General features: G+C 42.8%; 14 protein-coding genes. 5 read left to right on the top strand and 9 right to left on the bottom strand.

Annotation, left to right across the window (positions count from 1 at the left end; all coding sequences use genetic code 11):
* Positions 1 to 6: 6 nt before the first annotated feature.
* Complete coding sequence (nagA, locus tag DW173_RS20485) at positions 7 to 1,179, top strand: N-acetylglucosamine-6-phosphate deacetylase (RefSeq protein WP_009039517.1); 1,173 nt, start codon at positions 7 to 9, stop codon at positions 1,177 to 1,179.
* 239 nt (positions 1,180 to 1,418) lie between these two features.
* Here the strand turns inward: nagA and DW173_RS20480 are convergent, their stop codons facing one another.
* Complete coding sequence (locus DW173_RS20480; RefSeq protein ID WP_008639955.1) at positions 1,419 to 1,781, bottom strand: thioredoxin family protein; 363 nt, start codon at positions 1,779 to 1,781, stop codon at positions 1,419 to 1,421.
* Positions 1,782 to 2,020: 239 nt separating this feature from the next.
* Here DW173_RS20480 and DW173_RS20475 point away from each other — a divergent pair, with 239 nt between their 5' ends.
* Genes DW173_RS20475 through DW173_RS20465 form a run of 3 tightly spaced genes read left to right on the top strand, consistent with a single transcriptional unit; the run spans position 2,021 to position 7,543 of the window.
* The gene (locus tag DW173_RS20475) at positions 2,021 to 3,286 is read left to right on the top strand and encodes a TolC family protein (protein WP_120145117.1); all 1,266 of its coding nucleotides are present in this window, start codon (positions 2,021 to 2,023) and stop codon (positions 3,284 to 3,286) included.
* 22 nt (positions 3,287 to 3,308) lie between these two features.
* Positions 3,309 to 4,403: an efflux RND transporter periplasmic adaptor subunit gene (locus DW173_RS20470; RefSeq protein WP_120145116.1), complete on the top strand. Its 1,095-nt coding sequence runs from the start codon at positions 3,309 to 3,311 to the stop codon at positions 4,401 to 4,403.
* A 14-nt stretch (positions 4,404 to 4,417) separates the two neighbouring features.
* Positions 4,418 to 7,543, top strand: a complete 3,126-nt coding sequence (locus DW173_RS20465) for an efflux RND transporter permease subunit (RefSeq protein ID WP_008639960.1) — start codon at positions 4,418 to 4,420, stop codon at positions 7,541 to 7,543.
* 87 nt (positions 7,544 to 7,630) lie between these two features.
* Here the strand turns inward: DW173_RS20465 and DW173_RS20460 are convergent, their stop codons facing one another.
* The 4 genes from DW173_RS20460 to DW173_RS20445 all read right to left on the bottom strand — a co-directional run bounded on the left by DW173_RS20460 (position 7,631) and on the right by DW173_RS20445 (position 13,210).
* The gene (locus tag DW173_RS20460) at positions 7,631 to 8,962 is read right to left on the bottom strand and encodes a sensor histidine kinase (RefSeq protein ID WP_120145115.1); all 1,332 of its coding nucleotides are present in this window, start codon (positions 8,960 to 8,962) and stop codon (positions 7,631 to 7,633) included.
* A 20-nt stretch (positions 8,963 to 8,982) separates the two neighbouring features.
* Positions 8,983 to 9,657, bottom strand: a complete 675-nt coding sequence (locus DW173_RS20455; protein WP_117683538.1) for a response regulator transcription factor — start codon at positions 9,655 to 9,657, stop codon at positions 8,983 to 8,985.
* Between the two features lie 141 nt (positions 9,658 to 9,798).
* A complete protein-coding gene (locus DW173_RS20450) occupies positions 9,799 to 11,463 on the bottom strand; it encodes a long-chain fatty acid--CoA ligase (protein WP_055234641.1) in 1,665 nt (554 codons plus the stop codon).
* A 280-nt stretch (positions 11,464 to 11,743) separates the two neighbouring features.
* The gene (locus tag DW173_RS20445) at positions 11,744 to 13,210 is read right to left on the bottom strand and encodes a potassium/proton antiporter (protein ID WP_049702674.1); all 1,467 of its coding nucleotides are present in this window, start codon (positions 13,208 to 13,210) and stop codon (positions 11,744 to 11,746) included.
* 166 nt (positions 13,211 to 13,376) lie between these two features.
* Between DW173_RS20445 and DW173_RS20440 the strand changes: the two genes are divergently transcribed.
* Positions 13,377 to 14,561 carry a uracil-xanthine permease family protein gene (locus DW173_RS20440; protein ID WP_004316975.1) on the top strand — a complete coding sequence of 395 codons (1,185 nt, stop codon included), beginning with the start codon at positions 13,377 to 13,379 and terminating at the stop codon, positions 14,559 to 14,561.
* Positions 14,562 to 14,768: 207 nt separating this feature from the next.
* Here the strand turns inward: DW173_RS20440 and hcp are convergent, their stop codons facing one another.
* From hcp to DW173_RS20420, 4 genes are all read right to left on the bottom strand, one after another.
* A complete protein-coding gene (hcp, locus tag DW173_RS20435) occupies positions 14,769 to 16,400 on the bottom strand; it encodes a hydroxylamine reductase (protein ID WP_004316974.1) in 1,632 nt (543 codons plus the stop codon).
* Positions 16,401 to 16,550: 150 nt separating this feature from the next.
* Positions 16,551 to 17,219, bottom strand: coding sequence for a Crp/Fnr family transcriptional regulator (locus tag DW173_RS20430; RefSeq protein ID WP_117683482.1), 669 nt, complete (start codon positions 17,217 to 17,219; stop codon positions 16,551 to 16,553).
* Between the two features lie 10 nt (positions 17,220 to 17,229).
* Positions 17,230 to 18,543, bottom strand: coding sequence for a sensor histidine kinase (locus tag DW173_RS20425; RefSeq protein ID WP_120145114.1), 1,314 nt, complete (start codon positions 18,541 to 18,543; stop codon positions 17,230 to 17,232).
* Positions 18,540 to 19,880, bottom strand: coding sequence for a sigma-54-dependent transcriptional regulator (locus tag DW173_RS20420; protein ID WP_120145113.1), 1,341 nt, complete (start codon positions 19,878 to 19,880; stop codon positions 18,540 to 18,542). Before DW173_RS20420 ends, DW173_RS20425 begins: the two co-directional genes overlap by 4 nt.
* Between the last annotated feature and the right edge of the window lie 23 nt (positions 19,881 to 19,903).

The following is a 19,903-nucleotide window of genomic DNA, read 5'->3' as shown; positions in this document are numbered from 1 at the left end:
AAGACTATGTTGACTCAAATAATAAACGGAAGAATACTTACCCCGCAAGGCTGGTTGAAAGATGGTTCCGTATTGATTTGTGATGGAAAAATATTAGAGGTAACTAATAGTGATTTAGCGGTTATCGGTGCAACGGTTATTGATGCCAGAGGGATGACGATAGTGCCCGGATTCGTAAGTATGCATGCACATGGAGGTGGTGGGCATGATTATACGGAAGCAACGGAAGAGGCTTTCCGCACCGCAACCAATGCACATCTGAAACATGGTGCTACCGGTATATTTCCTACTTTGTCCTCTACTTCATTCGAAAGAATCTACCAGGCAGTCGATGTATGTGAGCACTTGATGAAAGAGAAGGATTCTCCGATTCTTGGTCTGCATATCGAAGGCCCATATCTGAATCCGAAGATGGCGGGTACGCAGTATGACGGTTTTCTGAAAACTCCGGATGAAAATGAATATATTCCTTTGTTGGAGCGTACGTCTTGTATCAGACGTTGGGATATTAGTCCCGAACTGCCCGGTGCACATGATTTTGCAAAGTATACCCGTTCGAAAGGAATTATGACTGCTGTTACACATACCGAAGCCGAATATGATGAAATTAAAGCTGCATTTGCAGTAGGATTTTCTCATGCTGCTCATTTCTATAATGCGATGCCGGGTTTCCATAAACGTCGTGAATATAAATATGAGGGTACAGTGGAAAGTGTGTATCTGACGGATGGAATGACTGTGGAAGTGATTGCGGACGGTATTCACTTGCCTGCCACTATCCTGAAACTGGTTTATAAGTTGAAAGGCGTGGAGAATACCTGCCTTGTTACCGATGCTTTGGCATATGCCGCTTATGAAGGGAATGAACCGATTGATCCTCGCTATATCATAGAGGATGGCGTATGCAAGATGGCGGATCATTCTGCGTTGGCCGGTAGTTTGGCTACAATGGATGTGTTGGTTCGCACTATGGTAAAGAAAGCGAATATTCCTTTGGAAGATGCCGTGCGTATGGCTTCTGAAACTCCTGCCCGTTTAATTGGAGTGAGTGATCGTAAAGGGGCGTTAGCAAAGGGTAAGGATGCCGATATTGTGATTCTTGACAAAGAACTGAATGTACGTTGCGTATGGTCAATGGGAAAGATCGTTCCGGGAACTGATAATCTGTTGCATAAATAACCATTGAAAGGGAAGATGCCGTCCGGAGACTTCCTAAAAGAAAAATGCCCTTTACTAAGAACTAAACTGAATCCCAAAAGTTGGATACAAAATTTTAGGAGTTCAGTTTAGTTCTAGTAAGGGGCATTTTATAAGATCAAGGCTTTTCAGCCTCTTATTATAACAGCAAATGTTCTGTATTATATCAAAAGCTCGGTAGTCTATCGTCATAAGGAACTTTCCGGACTTTCGATGTTTTTCTATTCTGAAAGTAAACTGGTTTCTATTAATTCTTTCAATTGGGCTTTATTCATAGTGCCTAATTTCATTGTCGGTTTGCCGTTCAACGGGCAAAGTAACAGATTGGGAATGGTACGAATCTTAAATGCGCTTTCCAGTTCCGGTTCCTGATCGACGTCCACTTTATAAATATCTAATTTACCTTCGTATTCTTTTGCCAATTGGTCTAATATAGGCGATAATGCTTTGCAATAGACACACCAGGGTGCATGAAAATCGACCAGACAAGGTTTATTCCCTTTGAAGTTCCAACTGTCAGGATAAGACTGATAATCTGCTACTTTCTCTACAAAACTATCTTTGGTTAAATTTATTATTTTCATATATCCTACTATTTTTTAATGATTCGTTTTATTTTCTCTCCTGCAAAGATAGGGGAGTTGGAATGAAAGAAGGCTGGCCATTTTTCCTGTTGTGTTTACAATTCTTCCTTTATGGCTCTTTTCTAATCAAATTCTAATCTGATATGAGAGGCTTATAATCGTTTTTTTCCGTTTCTCCGGTTGCAGAATTGTAATTTTGCCGCGACAACTACGATAAGGTAATAAAGATAAATATAGTAATGAACAGAGTATTTCTAATTTCTTTTTTTCTTCTGCTGACAGGAGGAATATGTGCACAACAGGCTACCACAGGAACATTAACGCTGAAAGAGGCGGAACAACGTTTCCTGGAACGTAACTTATCGCTGATAGCCGAACGGTATAACATCGATATGGCACAGGCACAAGTGCTGCAAGCCAGGTTATTTGAGAATCCGGTCATCTCGCTGGAACAGAATGTCTATAACCGCTTGAACGGAAAATATTTTGATTTTGGTAAGGAGGGTGAAACGGTTGTGGAGGTTGAACAGGTCATTCGCCTTGCCGGACAGCGAAATAAGCAGATAAAGCTGGAAAAAATCAATAAGGAAATAGCGGAATATCAGTTTGAAGAGGTGATGAGAACACTCCGTCAGGAGTTGAATGAGAAGTTTGTGCAAATCTATTTTCTTTCGAAATCTATATCCATCTACGAGAAAGAAGTGAACTCTCTGCAAGAACTGCTTGCCGGAATGAAGCTGCAACAGGAGAAAGGGAATATCTCATTGATGGAAATGTCTCGTTTGGAATCGATGTTATTTTCTTTGAAGAAAGAGAAGAACGAACGGGAAAATGAGTTGCTGACTCTTAGAGGAGAACTGAATGTCTTGTTAAATCTTCCGGGAGATACTGCGGTTAAGTTATCACTGGACGAAGAGGTGTTGAAGCAATTGGATTTGTCTCAATTATCGTTTGCTGATTTGAAAGCGATGGTGAATGAACGTCCCGACTTGAAGATTGCCAGGAGTACGGTAAGCGCTTCTCGTGCCAATCTGAAATTGCAGAAATCAATGGCATTTCCGGAGTTCTCGGTGAAAGGGAACTATGACCGTGCCGGAAACTTTATCAATAACTATTTTGCGGTGGGAGTGAGTTTGTCAGTACCTATTTTCAATCGCAATCAGGGAAATATAAAGGCAGCCCGTTTTAGTATTCAACAGGCGGGAGCGGAACAGGAAAATGCTGCTAATCGTGCAGATATGGAACTTTATACCGCTTATGCTTCACTGGAAAAAGCAGTTCAGCTTTACCAATCTACCAATATGGATTTGGAACGTAACTTTGAGAAACTGATAACAGGAGTGAATGAAAACTTTACCAAGCGAAATATCAGCTTGCTGGAGTTTATCGATTACTATGACAGTTATAAGGAAACCTGTATTCAGTTGCATGAAATAAAGAAAGATGTTTTCCTCGCGATGGAAAACCTGAATACAACTATCGGGCAAAATATATTAAACTACTAATATTCATAAATTATCAAAGACTATGAACTGGAATAAATTCCTTCCTTGCATATTGCTTACTACCGTATTGGGAGCATGCTCCGGTAAAGGAGAACAACCGAATGTTGAACCGGCTGCCTTATGCCTGACAGATAGCTTGTTGAGAATTGTATCTGTCGATACGGTTCACGTTCAAGAAGTGATTGATGAACTGACATTGAACGGACGGGTCACTTTTAATGAAAATCAGGTAGCACATGTATATCCGATGTTTGGAGGTACGGTGACGGAACTGAAAGCAGAAATAGGAGATTATGTTCGTAAAGGAGATGTACTGGCAGTCATCCGCAGTGGAGAAGTGGCAGACTATGAGAAACAATTGAAAGAAGCGGAACAACAACTGTTGCTCGCCCGTAGAAATATGGATGCTACGCAGGATATGTATAACTCCGGCATGGCTTCGGATAAAGATGTGCTTCAGGCAAAGCAGGAGTTGACGAGTGCCGAAGCTGAAGAAAGAAGGATAAAGGAAGTCTTTTCCATTTATAATTTCTCCGGAAATGCTTATTATCAGTTGAAATCTCCCGTTTCGGGTTTTATTGTAGAGAAACAAATCAGCAGGGATATGCAGTTGCGTCCGGATCAGAGTGAAGAGTTGTTCACGATTTCGGGGTTGTCGGACGTCTGGGTGATGGCAGATGTGTATGAAAGCGATATCAGTAAGATTTCTGAAGGTGCTTCTGTACGTATTTCTACTTTGGCCTATCCGGATAAGATGTTTGCCGGCACTATCGATAAGGTATATCATTTGCTGAATAGCGAAAGTAAAACAATGAATGTCCGTATCAAATTAAAGAATGAAGAGTATCTGTTGAAGCCGGGGATGTTTACGAATGTAAGTGTGAAGTGCAAGGCAGACGAAACTTCTATGCCTCGTATCGATTCTCATGCGTTGGTGTTTGAAGGAGGAAAAAATTATGTTGTAGTAGTAGAGCCGGATCAGCGTTTGCAGGTGAAAGAGGTAGATGTATACAAACAGTTGAGCAAGGAGTGTTATATCCGTTCCGGGCTTTCCGAGGGGGACAGGGTGCTGAATAATAATGTATTGTTGGTATATAATGCGTTGAATGCAGATTAAAAACAGAAAATAGTATGCACAAATTCATAGATAATATAGTGGCTTTCTCGCTGAAGAATAAGTTTTTTATTTTCTTCTGTACAGCGATTGCCGTTATAGCCGGAGCTGTTTCTTTTAAACATACTCCGATAGATGCTTTCCCGGATGTGACGAATACGAAAGTGACGATTATCACGCAATGGCCGGGACGTAGTGCGGAAGAGGTAGAGAAGTTTATCACCATTCCTGTTGAGATTGCCATGAATCCTGTTCAGAAGAAAACGGATATTCGTTCTACCACTCTTTTCGGACTTTCTGTAATCAATGTGATGTTCGAAGACCGTGTGGATGATTTCACCGCCCGTCAACAGGTATATAATTTATTGAATGACGCCGATCTTCCTGACGGGGTTACTCCGGAGGTGCAACCGTTATATGGCCCGACGGGAGAAATATTCCGTTATACACTCCGTAGTGACAAACGTAGTGTGCGGGAGCTGAAAACAATCCAGGATTGGGTGATCGAGCGTAATCTCCGTTCGGTATCCGGCGTAGCGGATATTGTGAGCTTCGGTGGAGAGGTGAAAACATTTGAGGTAAGCGTGAATCCTCACCAGTTGATTAACTATGGAATTACTTCTTTGGAGCTTTATGACGCGATAGCCAAGAGTAACATCAATGTAGGAGGAGATGTCATCACCAAGAGTTCGCAAGCTTATGTTGTTCGTGGAATTGGTCTGATTAACGACTTGGAAGAATTGAGAAACATCGTAGTGAAAAACATCAACGGCACTCCGATTTTGGTGAAGAATCTTGCTGATGTACACGAATCCTGTTTGCCCCGTCTCGGCCAGGTAGGACGAATGGATGAAGATGATGTGGTACAAGGCATTGTAGTCATGCGGAAAGGGGAGAATCCGGGCGAGGTGATTGCAAACCTGAAAGATAAAATAGAAGACTTGAATCAGAATATACTTCCCAAAGATGTGAAAATTGTTTCATTCTATGACCGGGAGGATTTGGTGAATCTGGCGGTAAAGACGGTGACACATAATCTGAACGAAGGGATTTTATTGGTTACGTTTATTGTATTGATTTTTATGGCAGATTGGCGGACTACCGTGATTGTTGCTGTCGTTATCCCATTAGCCCTTCTATTCGCTTTTATCTGTCTACGGGTGATGGGAATGTCCGCCAATCTGCTTTCTATGGGAGCCATTGACTTCGGTATCATTATTGATGGGGCAGTGGTGATGGTGGAAGGAGTGTTTGTGGCTTTGGACAAGAAGGCAAGGCAAGTAGGAATGCCGGCATTTAATGTCATGTCCAAAATGGGATTGATCCGTAACACCGCAAAAGACAAGGCGAAAGCAGTTTTCTTCTCCAAATTGATTATCATAACCGCGTTGATTCCTATCTTCTCTTTCCAGAAGGTAGAAGGAAAGATGTTCTCTCCCTTGGCCTATACGCTGGGTTTTGCACTGTTAGGAGCTTTGATCTTTACGCTGACACTGGTGCCGGTAATGTCGTCTATGCTGCTGAAAAAGAATGTGCGTGAGAAGAATAATCGTTTTGTCCGTTTTATCAATGCGAAGTGTACGGCTCTTTTTGATTTATTCTATGTGCACAGGAAACTGACTATCGGACTGGCAACGGTCATAGCAGGTGTCGGATTATGGCTTTTCTCTTTCTTGGGTACGGAGTTTCTTCCACAGTTGAATGAGGGCTCTATCTATATTCGTGCCACCTTGCCGCAAAGCATTTCGCTGGATGAATCGGTGACGCTTGCCAATAAAATGAGAAGGAAGCTATTAACGTTTTCGGAAGTACGTCAAGTCCTGTCACAGACCGGCCGACCGAATGACGGAACAGATGCTACCGGATTCTATAATATCGAGTTTCACGTTGATATATACCCTGAAAAGGAATGGGAGAGTAAATTGACAAAAATGGAACTGATCGATAAAATGCAGGAGGATTTATCCATTTACCCCGGCATTGACTTCAATTTCTCACAGCCGATTACCGATAATGTGGAGGAAGCCGCTTCCGGTGTGAAAGGATCTATTGCGGTGAAGGTGTTTGGTAAAGACTTGTATGAGTCGGAGAAATATGCGGTGCAGATTGAGAAAATCCTGGGTACGGTTCAAGGGATTGAAGACTTGGGTGTGATTCGGAATATCGGTCAGCCGGAACTTCGTATAGAGCTGAATGAAGGTCAGTTGGCGCGTTATGGTGTTGCTAAGGAAGATGTGCAATCGATTATCGAGATGGCTATTGGTGGAAAATCGGCTTCATTGTTGTATGAGGACGAACGGAAATTCAATATCATGGTAAGGTATAGCGAACAATTCCGCCAGAATGAAGAGGAAATAGGTAAAATACTGGTTCCGGCAATGGATGGCACAATGGTGCCTATCAAGGAACTGGCAGATATAACGACCATTACGGGACCATTACTTATTTTCCGTGATAATCATGCACGCTTCTGTGCAGTGAAGTTCTCGGTGAGAGGCCGTGACATGGGTACGGCAGTTGCCGAGGCACAGAAAAAAGTGAATGCATCCGTACATCTTCCGGCAGGATATTCGCTGAAATGGACTGGTGATTTCGAGAACCAGCAACGTGCCACGAAACGCTTGGCACAAGTGGTTCCCATCAGTATTGCTATCATCTTTATCATCCTGTTTATTCTGTTCTCTAATGCGCGGGATGCCGGACTGGTATTGCTGAATGTGCCATTTGCCGCTGTGGGGGGTATTGTAGCCCTTCTGATAACACGCTTCAACTTCTCCATTTCTGCAGGTATCGGTTTCATTGCCTTGTTCGGTATTTGTATTCAGAACGGTGTGATTATGATTTCCGACATCAAGGCGAATCTGAAACTGGGTTCTCCTTTGGAGGAGGCCACGAAAGAAGGAGTACGCTCACGTATCCGCCCTGTGATTATGACAGCGGCAATGGCGGCTATCGGTTTGTTGCCTGCTGCCATGAGTCATGGAATTGGTTCGGAATCACAGCGTCCGTTGGCAATTGTTATTATCGGCGGATTGATAGGAGCGACTTTCTTTGCCTTGTTTGTCTTTCCTCTCATCGTAGAAGTGGTATATGAACGAATGTTATATGATAAAAACGGAAAGTTATTGCAAAGACGTATTTAGTTCATTTCTATTCTGTGGAAAAAACGTTCATAGATTAAATTTGTAGTTTTCAGTAGGTAGAGTGAGAAAGGGATAAAAGAAGGGTGATTAAAAAATCACCCGTACTTTTGTCCCTTTTTCTATTTCTGAAGATATATCCAGCTTTCCATGATAAGCAGAAATGATTTTCAAAGTCAGACTAAGCCCGATACCTTGTCCGGCATAATCCCGAGTGTTGCTACCTCGATAGAAAGACTGGAAGATATGCTCTATTTCTTCTTGCGGAATACCGATTCCCTGATCTTCCACCTCAAGAATGACTTGTTGTTGCTCTCGATAGAGAGCCACATTTACTTCCTTATCGGAGTATTTACAAGCATTATCAATTATATTTTTCAATGCTATCTTTAACAGATAAGGATTAGCCTTAACAACAGCTTGTTGTTCTGTTGCTTCCAAGTGGAGACGGATTCTTTCATTAGAACCGGTCAACTCTTTCAATATATCAGATAGAATGATCTCTTCCACATTATTTTTCAGGAGTTCTTCTTTCTGCCGCGAAAGAAAAAGAAGGTGGCGGATCAGGCTGGACAACCGTTTGCTCTCCGAAGAAATTCGTTGCAGGGATTCAATGTATTCTCCGGTACTTCTTTCTTTGAGCAGGCTGATTTCACATTCTCCCTGAATAGCAGTAATCGGATTGTTCAACTCGTGCGAAGCATGGCTTACAAAGGATTTCTCTGCCTTGAAAGCACTATCCAGACGATCGAGCATACTATTTAGTGTTTTTATCATGTCCTCCAGCTCGTCATTATTTCCGGTAGTCTTTAACCTACGATTCAGACTGTTGGCCCGTATTCTTTTCAACTCCTTTAATATGTGTTGCAGCGGAACCAAAATACGACCGGAATATATTTTCCCGATGAAAAAGATCAGGATGGAACTGGCTAAAACGAGGAAAATGGAAAGTAACAACAGATGTTCCTTGATTTCTGTTCCGTAGGCATTCCGGGACATGACAAGTACGATGAAATTCCCTTCATTATCCGGATAATAAAGGGCGGCTCCCAACTGATCCTTATATTTAAAAGAAAAAGGAATACTGTCTTTCCCTGCCAGTAGAAGTGTTTGCTGGTGTTGCGTGAGGTACTTATTTAACGTATCATGCACTTCAGAAAGACTATCCATGTTGAGAAGAATCTCATGAGCTTCGGGCAGAAGCTCATCATATTTGCGTTGGATAATCTGGTAACTCTGTTCGTCCACTTCATCCTTTTCCCAGTGCTTCTGTGCAGTCAGGTAGGCTTTCTCACGCAGGTAGGAAGCATAGAGTTTATTGATATACTGTGTACTGAAAATATAAAATACAGCAATGATAATGACAGTGGTCAACACACTGATTAACGTATAGAAAAGAGCTATTTTGGAACCTATTTTCATAGCCGGGATAGTTGGTGAGTTTAAGTATTCATGATATATCCTAATCCTACGACTGTGTGAATCAGCTTTTTATCAAAGTCACGGTCTATCTTTACCCGGAGATAGTTTACATAAACATCTACGATATTGGTATTGGTATCAAAGTTCTTGTCCCACACATCTTTGAGCAGGGTGATGCGTGAGAGCGCAACCCTTTGGTGAGTCATGAAATATTCGAGCAGACGATATTCTTTGACGGTGAGATCAATATCTATATTGCCTCTTTTAGCTCTTCGGGTATTGCAATCCAATATCAGATTATCACAAGTCAGCAGATTGGAGGTTACTTCTTTATTGCGTCTTAACAAGGCCTTGATGCGTGCTTCCAGTTCTTGGAAACTGAATGGCTTGACGAGATAATCATCTGCTCCCGCATCCAGTCCTTTAACGATATCTTCTGTTGTACCCAAGGCTGTCAGCATGATAACAGGAGACTGGTACCCGAACGTCTGCCGATAAAGCCGGCAAAGTTCCAAACCGTTTATTTTCGGCATGATAATGTCCAGTATCAAAAGGTCGAAAGGTTCGTCCTGAAGGATTTTCCAACCAGCGTTTCCGTCATGACAGACGGTTACCGTATGTCCGAACTCTTTTAACCCCCGTTCAATGAAAGAGGCGATGTTTATTTCATCTTCAACTAATAATATCTTTGCCATCATTCAGATTGTTTATGCGCAAAGATACTTTTTTCCTGGCATCTGAAGAAAGAAATTCGCCCTACATTTAAGTGTTTCTCCTTTTTGAGTTGTACTGTTTTTCTGAAATTGCAAGGATACTTATCGCGCTATCCGGGATAATTATCCCTTTGCTTCCTGATACATAAAGCGTTTGATTGACTTTTTCGCAGTCTTTTCAAATTCCTCGAAATGGATCTTTATCTTGCTTATTTGAGAATAGTTAGGAAGCTGTTGATTCAACTCGATACGGTTTTGTTCCATCACTTTCTGAATGTCCGTCTGCTGCAATCCATGAGCGAAAGCGTCATCGAAATCCGGATAAATCATTGCTACCAGCTTTTCATGCTGTAAGACAATCAGTGATTCTGCAACATACGGCATATTATTCAGCTTGCTTTCAATTTCTTCCGGATAGATGTTCTGTCCGCTAGAGGTGAGAAGCAGGTTTTTGCTACGTCCGCGAACTGTTACGTAACCTTCTTCATCCAACGTGCCGAGGTCACCGGTATGCAGCCAGCCGTTAGCATCGATAATTTGCGCGGTAGCTTCCGGATTTTTGTAATAGCCCAGCATCATGTTCATTCCTCTGCATACGATTTCTCCGGCATGCGTTTTCGGGTCCGGCGAGTCAATACGGACTTCCATCCGGCTGGTTGCCTTTCCGCAAGAAGCAAGTTTCAGCGTTTCCCAACGACTGGAGCAAATGATAGGACCACATTCAGTCATACCGTAAGCGATTGTATAGGGGAATCCTATCTTTTTAAGGAAGGCCTCAACTTCAGCATTGAAAGGAGCGCCTCCGATAATAATCTCGTCAAAGTTTCCACCGAAGATTTCCATGGCGGCCTGCCGTGCCAGCGATTTGATTTTATCATTCACGATAGGCACTTTAAGCAATAACTTACCGATTGTGCTGTCTACTTTAGGAAGAATATCTTTCTTAATAATCTTTTCCACAATCAATGGCACACAAGAGATCACTCTTGGCTTGATTTCAGAGAAAGATTGAGAAATGATTTTCGGAGACGGCATGCGCGTCAGGAAATAGATGTGTGCACCTGCAGAAAATCCGTAAAGGAAATCATATACCATACCGAACACATGCCCCATAGGCAACATGGAAACGATATGATCGCCCGGTTTAACAGGAAGCATCTCGAAGCAGTAAGCCACATTCGACCAAAGACTGCGATAGGGGAGCATCACTCCTTTAGAGTAACCTGTGGTGCCGGAAGTATAATTGATAATAGCCAGTTCTTCAGGATGATCCTTCCGGTAGCAAATATGTTCCGGGCGGAAGTTCTTGGGATATTGTCGACCATATATTGCATTCCGGTGTTCAAAAGCATAAGTGAGTTTCTCGTTGCGTGATACTAATGGTGAGAAATCTGTTAGTAAAGCAATACCCTCTAATAAAGGCATGGCGTCCTCATTCAAATTTTCCCAGGCTTGGTCACCGACAAAAAGTAATTTGGCTTCGGAATGGTTGACGATATTATGAATATTATCTGCCTTGAATTCATGCAAAATAGGAACAATAACGGCTCCATAAGTAATCGTTGCCAGGAAAGTAACCGCCCAATGAGCACTGTTACGTCCGCAAACGGCAATTTTATCTCCCGGCTGGATGCCGGCACTTTCCAAGACAATGTGAAATTTAGCGATTTTACGCGCTACATCCTTATATTGAAGGGTAATTCCTTTATAGTCAGTTAAGGCATCCTTGTCCCAGTTTTTGATGATGCTTTGCTCAATATAATCAATGAACTGATGTTCTTGTTCCATTCGATTTTTGCACATTTAGTTTAAAACTGCGCAAAATTAATACTTCGCTGATGTAAACCGAATTTTAAATTCAAGTTTTACGGTTAATTAACGGAGGGGGATGAACAATTTTTACGGCTTGCTAAGGCGTTTTCGTGTTTCTTCCTTAAAACTAGTCTGTTGGCCTATTTAAAACATTTCGTCTCCACGCATGAAGAAGAAACGAGTGTCTTATAGGGACAAGAGGCTTCATACGTGGAGACGAATCAGTTATAGTGTATAGAATCAATCTTTTCGGATGTTAGTCAGAATCAGTCTCTTCTTCTTTTGATTTTTCGGAGATGAGCAGCAGTTTATCTCCTTCATGCAGTTTCAGCGTTCCGTTGGGAATCAGGAACTCATCTCCGCGCTTCACAATCATTACCAGCGTGCCTTTCGGGAGATTCATATCTTTCAATGTATCTGCTTCTTCCAGCATACTTTTAGTAATAGTCATATCACTAAGATCAGAGTCTATTTCTTCCGGGAGTTCCACTCCGAAATCATTTCCTGTTTTTTCCAGTGGTTTGGAAAGATTCAAGATCCGGGCTACGAAAGAAATCGTTGTTCCCTGTACCACCAATGACACGATGGTAATAAAGAAAACAATGTTGAAGATGAGGTTCGAACCCTCTACGCCCGCCACTACCGGATAGGTGGCAAAGATAATAGGAACTGCACCGCGCAATCCTACCCAAGAGACGAAAATACGTGATTTCATCGTAATTTTCCGGAATGGAAGCAAACAAAGGAATACGCTTAACGGTCGGCCGATAATAATCATAAAGACACCAATCAACAATGCCACAGCAGCTACTTCCAACATCTCGTGCGGATTGACAAGCAATCCCAGGCAAAGGAACATGATGATTTGAAACAACCAGGTCAGTCCGTCCATAAAGGTGTAGATATCCTTACGGTGCATGATTTTATTGTTTCCCACCATGATACCAGCGATATATACGGCAAGGTATCCGTTACCTTTCAGTAAGTCGGTGATGGAGAAAGTGAAAAATACAAATGCAAGTAATAAGATAGGATATAAGGCCTGATTGTCAATATTGAGCTTATTCAACATTCGGATTGCGAGCTTTCCGAGTACATATCCGGCAGCCGCACCGACGATAAACTGGATGGCAAAAGAGCCTACGATAGCTCCGACTCCCATACCAGACGATTGAATAAACTGTATCAGGACAATGGTAAGCATATAGGCCATCGGGTCATTACTTCCGCTCTCCAGTTCCAGCATGGGACGGAGGTTGTGCTTTAAATTCATCTTCTGTGAACGGAGAATGGCGAACACCGAAGCCGAGTCCGTAGACGACATGGTAGAGGCCAAAAGCAGGGAAGTGGTGATAGGTAAATAAATATTAGACCAGCTCATACCTGATATCCACCAGATAAAGAGCCCGGTGAAAAGAGCTGTGAGCAGTACTCCGACAGTGGAAAGCACGATACCGGGACCTAAAATAGGTTTGATTTCTCTGAATTTCGTATCCATACCTCCCGAGAAAAGGATAATGCTAAGAGCGACCATACCGATAAACTGCGCGTCTTTCGCGTCGTGGAATTGCAGGCCGAGGCCGTCACTTCCAAACAACATTCCTACTACGAGGAACAATAATAAGGTAGGTACTCCAAAGCGATATCCGGTTTTTCCAACAACAATGCTGACGAAAAGTAAGATAGAACCGATAAGTAGGGTGTTTTCTGCTGTAAATATCATAGGCAATATATTATAAAGTTATAAAATTGTCGTTTTAATTCTCACCGTGCGAAGTTACACATTATTAACAACAAATAAAACCCCTTTTTAGATGTATTTTTGTGAAAAAAGGGAGTTAAATTGTCTAAAAAGACTAATTTTGCAGAGATTAATCTACATTATACTTATGGATTCAAATAATCTTACACCTTTGAGGAAAGGGGTGGTGGGGGTACAATTCTTGTTTGTGGCTTTCGGAGCTACGGTACTCGTGCCGTTATTGGTAGGGCTCGATCCTTCGACAGCTCTGTTTACAGCAGGTATTGGTACGCTTATCTTTCATGCCGTTACGCGTGGAAAGGTTCCTATCTTTTTGGGGAGTAGTTTCGCATTTATTGCGCCTATCATTAAAGCGACAGAACTTTATGGGCTGCCCGGCGCTTTATCCGGCATGGTTGGAGTTGCATTAGTTTACTTTGTGATGAGTGCGCTTGTCAAATGGCAGGGAGTGCGGGTGATTGAACGGTTGTTTCCTCCTGTTGTCATAGGACCTGTCATTATTCTGATAGGTTTATCATTGGCGGGAACGGGAGTGAATATGGCAAAAGAGAACTGGGTGCTGGCTCTCCTTTCATTGGTGACTGCGGTTGTTGTTTCGATGAAAGCTAAAGGACTTTTGAAGCTGATACCTATTTTCTGTGGAATTGTAGTGGGGTATCTGGCTGCATGGATCTTCTATGGTTTGGATTTGTCCGGCGTCAGAGATGCCGCTTGGATTGGATTACCGCAGTTTGTCTTTCCTAAATTCTCATGGGAGCCGGTGTTATTTATGATTCCGGTAGCTATTGCTCCGGTGATAGAGCATATTGGTGATGTCTATGTGGTGAATACGGTTACGGGAAAAGATTTCGTGAAAGACCCGGGATTGCACCGCACCTTATTGGGTGATGGTCTGGCTTGTCTCTGTGCCGGATTGCTGGGTGGTCCTCCTGTGACTACTTATTCGGAAGTGACAGGAGCCATGTCATTAACAAAGATTACCAATCCGCAAGTGGTCCGAATAGCTGCCATCTCTGCTATCTTGTTCTCCGTTATCGGTAAAATCAGCGCATTACTAAGATCCATACCTAGTGCGGTACTGGGTGGCATTATGCTGTTGCTTTTCGGGACGATTGCCTGTGCGGGTATTGGTAATCTTGTGAATAACTGTATTGATTTGAGCCGTACAAGAAATATCGTTATCGTGTCTTTGACACTGACTGTCGGGATTGGTGGCGCTGCTTTTAGCTGGGGTGATTTTTCTTTGTCCGGTATCGGATTGGCAGCTTTGGTAGGAGTAGTTCTCAATTTGATATTGCCCAAAGAAGATTAAAAAAGGAAATCACTATAAAAGGAAGCCGGTATTCGAGAAGAAAGAATAAACGCAGGATTCCCGGTTATATATAAAAAAGATAGTGACGGTATATGATGGAAATAGTGACGGTATCATTACCGTATAGCGTCACTATCCTTATCATATACCGTCACTATCTTTTAGAAGGAAATTTGCCTGTAAAATACCCTTCTGTTCCCTTATCATTTATGATAGAAACTTCACAATATCTTCATCCACTGTACTGATACCTCCGATCCCAAATTGCTCGATCAATACGTTCTTTACATTCGGTGAAAGGAAAGCGGGAAGAGTAGGTCCTAAATGAATATGTTTCACTCCTAAAGCCAGCAATGCCAATAAAACAATGACCGCCTTTTGTTCGTACCATGCAATGTTGTATACGATAGGTAACTGATTCACATCGTCTAACCCGAAGATTTCTTTCAGTTTTAGAGCGATTACAGCCAGTGAGTAACTGTCGTTACATTGTCCCGCATCCAATACTCTTGGAATACCGTTGATATCACCTAAAGCTAATTTATTGTATCTGTACTTGGCGCAACCTGCCGTAAGAATCACTGTATCACCAGGTAACTTTTGAGCAAATTCCGTATAATATTCACGGCTCTTCATACGTCCGTCGCATCCTGCCATTACAAAGAACTTACGGATGGCTCCACTTTTCACGGCATCCACCACTTTATCTGCTAAAGCCGTCACCTGTGCATGAGCGAATCCACCGATGAGCGTTCCGTTTTCGATGGCTACGGGTGGCTGGCATTGTTTAGCATGAGCAATCAGGGCAGAAAAATCTTTCGGTTTTCCATCTTTGCGTTCGGGGATATAATGCGCGCCTTCCAGACCACAGGCTCCTGTGATGTAAATGCGGTCTTTGTAGCTGGCATTCGCACGTGGCGGAACAATACAGTTACTTGTAAACAGGATCGGACCGTTGAAACTTTCAAATTCCTCTTTTTGTTTCCACCAGGCATTTCCGTAGTTTCCTGCCAGATGCTTATACTTCTTTAGTTGAGGATAATAGTGCGCAGGTAGCATTTCACTGTGCGTATATACATCTACCCCTGTACCTTCCGTTTGTTCCAGCAACTCTTCGAGGTCTTTTAAATCATGTCCGCTTATCAATATACCCGGATGATTGCGGACACCGAGATTCACTTGTGAGATTTCCGGATTACCGTAACTGCTCGTATTTGCCTTGTCCAGCTGTGCCATTGCCGATACTCCATGTTTTCCTGTTTCCAGCGTTAATTGAACCAATTCTTCCACAGTAATATCATTGCGGGTCAATTCGGACAATGCGTGCTGCATGAAAGCAAATATCTCCGGTGACTGATAGCCCAGGTTATGCGCATGCTCTACATAGGCAGCCATTCCTTTCAGACCATAGTGTACGAGTTCTTTCAGTGAGCGTATATCCTCGTTAGGCGTGCGAAGCACACCGACTGTTTTTGATTTTTCTTCAAATTCCTCTTCGTTTCCATCCCAAAGACATTCGTCAGGAGCATTTTCGATCTTTACCTTACCGGCAAGTTCCTTTTTCAGTTTCAGTCCTTCTTTGATTTTTTCGGTGATCGCCACTTTATCAAAATTGGCATTGGTGATGGTGATGAACAAAGCATCATAGATAAATTTGTCTGCTTGTTCGGAAGACTGTCCCTCTTTACGCAGATGTTCGTTGTAGACAGCAATTCCACGTACTACAAAAAGCAGCAGGTCTTGCAGGTTAGCCACTTCGGAAGTTTTACCGCATACACCTTTTAAGGTACAACCCGTACCCATTGCGGTTTCTTGACATTGATAACAGAACATACTCATAACTTTTACGGTTTTAATTAGTCCAACAGTTTATTTATTGAACGCAAAAGTAGAGGAAAGGTTTCAGGTGATTCTGTAACCAATGTTACAACAATGAATATTTTTATCTCAAATACTCACTATTAGATAAATGATCCTTAAACCGGAGCATTATTGGATGAGCCGGACCAGTTCTTCTTTCTGTAAAATAGTGATATGTTTACGATCCGCTATCAATAGTCCGTCTTCCTGCATGTGTGCCAGTTCGCGGGCGAGGGAAGGGCGGGACACTCCGAAGTAATCACCCAACTCCTGTTGCGAACGGTCGAGGGTGATATGCTCCTGTTGCTGTAGTTTGTACAGGCGGAGCAGGTAGGAGGCAAGTTTCTGACGAATGGTCTTGAACGACATGAAGAAAAGTTTATCCGATAAAGTCCGTGCATAATTGGCGGAGAGATTCATATAGTTTTCCAAAAACTGCTCGTTCTTGCGGAACAAACTCAAAACACTTGGTTTAGGAAGCTCGATCACCTCTGTCGGTTCATTGGCAGTCACCTCCACCGGATAGCGGTTCTGCTCACCGAACAGGAACAGAGGGGCAATCGCTCTGGGAGCAGTTATATCTTCTACCTTGATAAGACGTCCCGAATAGTCAATCATTTCTCCACGCACACTTCCTTTGGTCAGGATGACAAGACGGTTGCACACATCTCCCTGTCGCGCCAGGATTTCTCCTTTCTTATAAGAACGTGTATGAAAACTGATCTCTTCCAGATCGGCAAGAAGTTTTTCCGGAGTGATTCCCCGGAATAGCGGATTGTTGACTAATGTAGGTATCATATATCAATCGTTATTTGAATTTTAAAATAAACGTTGTCTCTTTCTCCCGTAGTAATGTAAGGCTTCCTCCCGAAAGGCGCATGATTTGGCGGGAGATGCTAAGTCCGATTCCGCTACCACCTTCTTTGGTGGTGAAGAAAGGAATGAAGATATGCTCTGCTATTTCCGCTGGGATTTCGGGACCATTGTTCTTTATCTCAATCCATATTTCTTCCATGTCATTGCAGGACGCCTTCAACTCAATTCTCCCATCCGGCTGATTGCCGATTGCCTGAATTGCGTTCTTTAAAAGATTGATAACTACCTGTGAAATAAGATTCTCATCTGCATATACGATTAAGTCCGCAGGAGTAATCTCTGTGTGGAAACGGATATGTTCGCATGGATGCTGATGACAGGCAAGTTCAACCATTCTTTCTATGAACGCTTTTACATAGAACAAGGAGGGTTCCGGTGTCGGTATGCGTGTGAATTGCCGGTATGATTCTACAAAGGCAAGCAACCCTTTTCCTGTCGTACTGATTGTCTGCAATCCGTGATTCACCTCTTCGTCTTTATCCGCTGATATTGAAAGAAGCGTATCGCAGAGGGAAGTGATGGGAGTCACAGAGTTCATGATCTCGTGTGTCAGCACCCGTGTCAGCCGGATCCATGAATCTATTTCTTTTTCATCCAGTTCGGTATTGATATCATTCAGGGCAAGAATGCGCAGATGCTCTTTGCGTACATTGATTTCCGACACACGGATGGATAAGTTAATCGTTCCCCGTTCATTGTGAAATATGACTTGTCGTTTGTCACCCGGACGACAGTTCTCTATTTTCTCCATAAGCTGCGCATCCACCTGACTCAATTGGCGGATATGTGTAAACACATTCAGCCCTAAAATACGGAGTGCTTCTTTGTTCTTCTGATAAACGGCTCCATTGTCATTGAGCACTACTAATCCTGTACTGACAAAGTCGAGAATCAGTTCGTAGTATTTCTCTTGCTGGGCTGTTTCAGCTTTCACGCTATATAAGATATGTCCCACGCGGTTGAGCGCCCGGTTTATTTCTTTGCTTTCGGGAGTACCGTTTTCTTCGGTAAAATGAAATGTATTATCATTATTCTCGAGCGCATCAATCATAAAAAGCACCTGTTTGGTGTGGAGGCGATAAAGGCGGATTTGCCAAAGTATGCTAAGAACCAATAAACAAAGACTGACTCCTAACCAACCGTATGATTGATGTATACCGAACCACACGGACGATATACAGAAAAGTGCCGTCAGCAAGACTCTGAACCAATATTGAACACCTACTTGTTGAAGCTGCACTGTCATAATCCGAACTTTTTCATCTTGTTATAAAGAGTCTGCCTGGTTATTCCGAGTTGGGCGGCTACTGCCGATAAGTTTCCTGCACAAGCGTCGAGCGCTTTCCGTATCATCTGCATTTCCATTTCTTCCAGCGTAGAAATGCTTTTCTCCTGACTCTCCGTCCGTGGAATGGATAATTGGAACAATTCGGCGGGAACGAGCGGGCTGTCATTGATGATAACGGCCTTTTCAATCACGTGTTCCAGTTCACGGATATTACCATACCAAAGGTGTGCTTTCAATTTATCTTTAGCGTCGGGAGTGAACTTCATCAATGCCTTGTCATATTGCTTGCAAAAGCGTACCATGAACCTTTCGGCCAATGGAATAATATCTTCTTTCCGTTCCCGCAAAGGAGGAATCTCTACATGAATGGTATTGATGCGATAGAGCAAATCTTCCCGGAATTCACCTTTTACTACCATCTCTTGCAGATTCCGGTTGGTTGCGCATATCAGTCGGATATGAATGGGAATCGGTGTGTTACTTCCCACTCTCACAATGCTTCGTCGTTGGAGGACGGTCAGTAGCTTTGCTTGCAGGTGATAAGGCAGGTTGCCTATTTCATCGAGAAACAGCGTACTATTATCGGCAGCCTCAAATTTGCCGGTCCGGTCGGTGTGTGCATCGGTGAAAGAACCTTTAACGTGTCCGAAAAGCTCACTTTCAAATAAAGACTCTGTGATAGTTCCCATATCCACTGCAATCATTTCTTTATATTTGCGGTTGGAAAGGACATGAATCTCTCGTGCCAGCATTTCTTTCCCCGTTCCGTTTTCGCCCGTTATCAGGATATTGGCGTCAGTGATGGCTACCTTTTCAATCAGTGCGCGGAGTTGTTGCATCACTTTGCTTTCTCCCCAGTACATAGGTGAGTGGGTGGTTTCTTCTTTGCCGTCCGTTTTCTTGTCGTTGTGCGTAGAAGCTGCTGCGACTTGCAAGGTTTCTACCAGTTTCTGGTTATCCCAAGGCTTGACGATAAAGTCGGTTGCTCCTTCTTTAATCCCCCGGATAGCCAGTTCGATGTCGGCATAAGCCGTAAAAAGTACGACTGGAAGTTCCGGACGTACTTTCTTTATTTCATGCAACCAGAATAAACCCTCATTGCCGGTGTTGATGCCTGATGTGAAATTCATATCCAGCAGAATTACTTCCGGGGCTTCTTCCCTTATGACACTGGACAGGGTGACAGGAGAGGAGAGTGTGACAACCTTAGAAAAATAATTTTTCAAAAGGATTTGTAAGGCTGTCAATACTCCTTTATTATCGTCTACAATGATGATTGTTCCTGATTTACTCATTTTCGTTTAAGTTTGTAATGCGC

Origin of the sequence: Bacteroides sp. AM16-13 (assembly GCF_003602705.1) — a bacterium.
In the GTDB taxonomy this organism is placed as follows: Bacteria; Bacteroidota; Bacteroidia; order Bacteroidales; family Bacteroidaceae; genus Bacteroides; species Bacteroides xylanisolvens.
This window is presented reverse-complemented; position numbering and strand designations above follow the sequence as displayed.